Genomic DNA, 3,176 nt, shown 5'->3' with positions numbered 1-3,176 from the left:
TCGTCGCCACGCAGGGGATGCGTTGCGATCTTGCGGGCGTTCGGGTTGGTGGCCAGCGCCTCGATCTGGGCGAAGAAGCGGGCGCGGTCAGCCTCGGGCTGCATCTCGAGCCAGGTGTCGATCGTCGCCGTGATCGCTTTACGACGGGCATTGGCCTGATCGCGAATCCGCACAGCGTCGTTGCCAACGAACCTCTGGTATGTCTCGAGGGCTCGGATCGAGCTTGCGCTCGGAGTGAACTTGAAACTCATTTGAGCTCCTTTGTTGAGGGTGAATGGCCGTGGCTCTGGCTTCGGCTCACCTGAAGTGTGTCGAGCCGGATTTTCGAGAAGGAATTTTTGCAACTTTCTCACAATACATTGATTTGTCGTCTCTATTTTCCTCCCTCCTGATCTTTCCCGGCGGCAGTCCTGCCCTTGCCACCCCCGGCGATCTGCGCCCGGATGGCAATGATCCGCGCCGCGAGGCCGGTCCGGACTTCGGCGAGTTTCCGGCGCACGGGCACCGGCAGGAACCCGGCTGCCTCGACGATGATGTCGTCGGCCTTGCGAACCTGCGCGAAGGCTTCGGAAAGCTCCTCGCGGACCTCTGCCTCCGCCTTGGCGCGCGCGGTTCCCGCCAGCCGCTGCCAGGCTGCCGTGAAGACCTTCGCCATGGCTTCGCGGTCGTCGCGTGAGACCGTTTCGTCAAATCGGAGCCTGTCGTCCTTGAAGCTCAGGCGCCCATCCTCGATCCCGGCGGCCACGGTCAGCACGGCTTCCGCCTCGGCCTCGCGCGCAAGGACAGCCTCCCTCTTCCGCTCCAGGGCCAGGTCCTGCTCCGCCCGCCACCCGGCGGTGCGGGCATGCCGGCGTTTGGTCGGCGGCGCCACGCCCTTGGCGCGGGCCTCGCGGATTGCCCGCGCTTGCCGTTCGCCGCGGACAAGGCCGATCTCGCAGAACCAGGCTCCCACGCTGTCCTGACCCTCTTCGTAATCCCGGATGACCGGGTGGATCGAGGGCTGCAGCATCCGGCGGCCATCCTTCAGCCTGGCGTGCGGCAGGATCACCGCATTGATATGGTAGGCCGCCTCATCCCGGTCGGCACGGGCGTGGACGACATCGTCGCCGAAGGTTTCCCTGAGCCAGGAGACCGCGCGCTCCTCGAAGAGTTCCTCGCGTGTCGGCGCGATGAGCGCGCCGAGAGAACCGTCCTGCGCCCCCAAGGCCGGATCGGAAGCGAACCACGCGCTGTTGGCGGTCAGGATGACTTCCCGCATCGGCCCGTGGCGCGAGGGGCGCCAAGGGTCGCGCGGACCTTCGACGATGCGGGTGCGGATCTCCCTCCTGCGCTTGCGACGTTCAAGCGCCTCCAGCTCATTCGCGAAGTTCGCGGCGCGCATCTCGGCGATCTCGGCCAGGGCGTCCCGCGCCCAGTCCTCGCCGCCGATCAGGCGCTTGTTGAGGTGCGATCTGCCGGTGTCCACATGGCCCAGGTCACCGCCGCGCCGCGTGCGGTGCGTCTCGTATCCGGCAAGCCGGTCGGGTGTCATGCCTTCCATGCGCATGACCACGGGGTGTTTCGTCTTCTCGTTCATCCGCCTGCCTCCGTCTGGAGGTCAGGACCTGTGTCTCGCCCGACGTATGGGGAAACAAACCGCGCAAAAGGGATTGCGGGCGGGATTACTCACTAATCAGCGCGCACTCTGGCCCCGTGGGCCGCCCGTGCGCGCTGGCGTTCGCCGGGGCGCTGCCCCGGACCCCGCGCCGCCGCGGGCCGCCTGTCCGGCGGGGACGCCTGCGCGGCGCGCGGCAGGGCGTCGTTCCGCACTCCCCCTGCACCCACTGCTCCCGGGGCAGGCCGTTCCGCACGCCTTCCCGTTCGCGGCTGAAAGGCCTCCACCGGAGGCCTTTCCCGGCGCCGCTCACCCCTTCCGGCTCGCGAGGGCGTTCGCCACCCCCTCTGCACGCCCCTGGCATCTCCGATGGCATGGGGCCGCTCGCGCCGCGCCCCATGACCCCAGGCGCATGGGCAGGGAGAGCCACGTCGGGCCCGGCCGTTGTTCGGCTGCGCACGCGTCGTGCCGCGCAGCCGAACAACGGACAGCCCCGAGCAAGGCAGGCGTGGTGAACGGTCCAACATCACGGAGCATCCAGATGACCAAAGCCCTTTCCGCAACCTCCACCTGGCAGCGCGATTTGAAGCGCGGCGACGTCGTTGCCTATCGCTTCCCGCATCTCTTCCCGGGCGAGACCGAGCCCAAGGTGCGCCCGAGCCTCGTCCTCGACATCGAGGAACACGGCGGCGCGCGCTACGCGCTGCTGGCCTACGGCACCAGCGGCGGCGCGAGGCTGCGCCCGGGCTACCTGATCCCGGTCCGGGACGCGGAGGAACGCGCCCGCGCCTCCCTGGACGCGCCCACCGTCTTCGACGGCCGCCGTCGGCTGATGGTGTCGCTGATGAACGCCGGCTTCGACGTCAGCCATGCCCACGGCACCCCTGTCCTGGGGGCACTGTCCGGCGGATCGCTCGACCAGATGAACGCTGTCCGGGCGCGCATTCACGCCGAGCGCGACATCCGCCGCGCCCGGCTCGATGAGGCAGCACGCCGCCGGCGGCCCGCAGTGCCGGTCGAATACCGCAAGGGCGGGAAACTGATCCGCAAGGAGATGACGCATGTCTGATCCGGCCTTCGATCCGCTGACCGCCGCCGCCCTGGACGCGGTCCGGCTGCTGCCCGCCGCCAGCGCGGCGCTCTACGACCTCGCCCAGGCGCACCGCACGGTGTCGCGTTCGCTCGCGCTCGGTCTCGCGTCCCGCCTCGCGCGGGCGCAACTCTCGCCCGAACGCGATCTCGCGGATCTCGACGGGATCTGCGGGCCGCTCACCGCAGAGCTCGACCGCGAATGGGTCCGGGAGATCCACGCCGACCCGCATTGCCCGTCGGGGTCGTGGGTGACCCATGTCCGCACCCGCGAGGGCGCGGCGCTCCATGCGCTCTCTGCCCCGCTGCTCGATCTCCGCGCGGCCCTGCGCGCGCTCGTCGAACTCGGACGCGCGGAAACGCTCGCGCTCCGACTGGCCGCCGACCTGCGCGCCTGAGCGGTGCAAGCGGGGGCGGTCCGGGTCGCCCCCAATCCCCCCGGATTCAAACTTCCCGAAAAATGTTTCTCCGGATTCCGCGACGATCACAGGTC

At 69.4% G+C, this 3,176-nt stretch carries 4 protein-coding genes; 2 read left to right on the top strand and 2 right to left on the bottom strand.

The annotated features are described in order from the left end of the window. Together OE647_RS19925 and OE647_RS19920 are read right to left on the bottom strand one after the other, a co-directional pair. A partial coding sequence (locus tag OE647_RS19925) for a hypothetical protein (protein WP_263723517.1) occupies positions 1-251 on the bottom strand: 251 nt, incomplete at its 3' end. Between the two features lie 122 nt (positions 252-373). Then, positions 374-1,576, bottom strand: coding sequence for a plasmid recombination protein (locus OE647_RS19920; protein ID WP_263723516.1), 1,203 nt, complete (start codon positions 1,574-1,576; stop codon positions 374-376). Positions 1,577-2,135: 559 nt separating this feature from the next. Between OE647_RS19920 and OE647_RS19915 the strand changes: the two genes are divergently transcribed. Further along, a complete protein-coding gene (locus OE647_RS19915; protein ID WP_263723515.1) occupies positions 2,136-2,663 on the top strand; it encodes a hypothetical protein in 528 nt (175 codons plus the stop codon). Further along, complete coding sequence (locus OE647_RS19910; protein WP_263723514.1) at positions 2,656-3,081, top strand: hypothetical protein; 426 nt, start codon at positions 2,656-2,658, stop codon at positions 3,079-3,081. Before OE647_RS19915 ends, OE647_RS19910 begins: the two co-directional genes overlap by 8 nt. The last annotated feature ends 95 nt before the right edge of the window (positions 3,082-3,176 follow it).

The organism is Albidovulum sediminicola (assembly GCF_025751575.1).
GTDB classification, from domain to species: domain Bacteria; phylum Pseudomonadota; class Alphaproteobacteria; order Rhodobacterales; family Rhodobacteraceae; genus Albidovulum; species Albidovulum sediminicola.
This window is presented reverse-complemented; position numbering and strand designations above follow the sequence as displayed.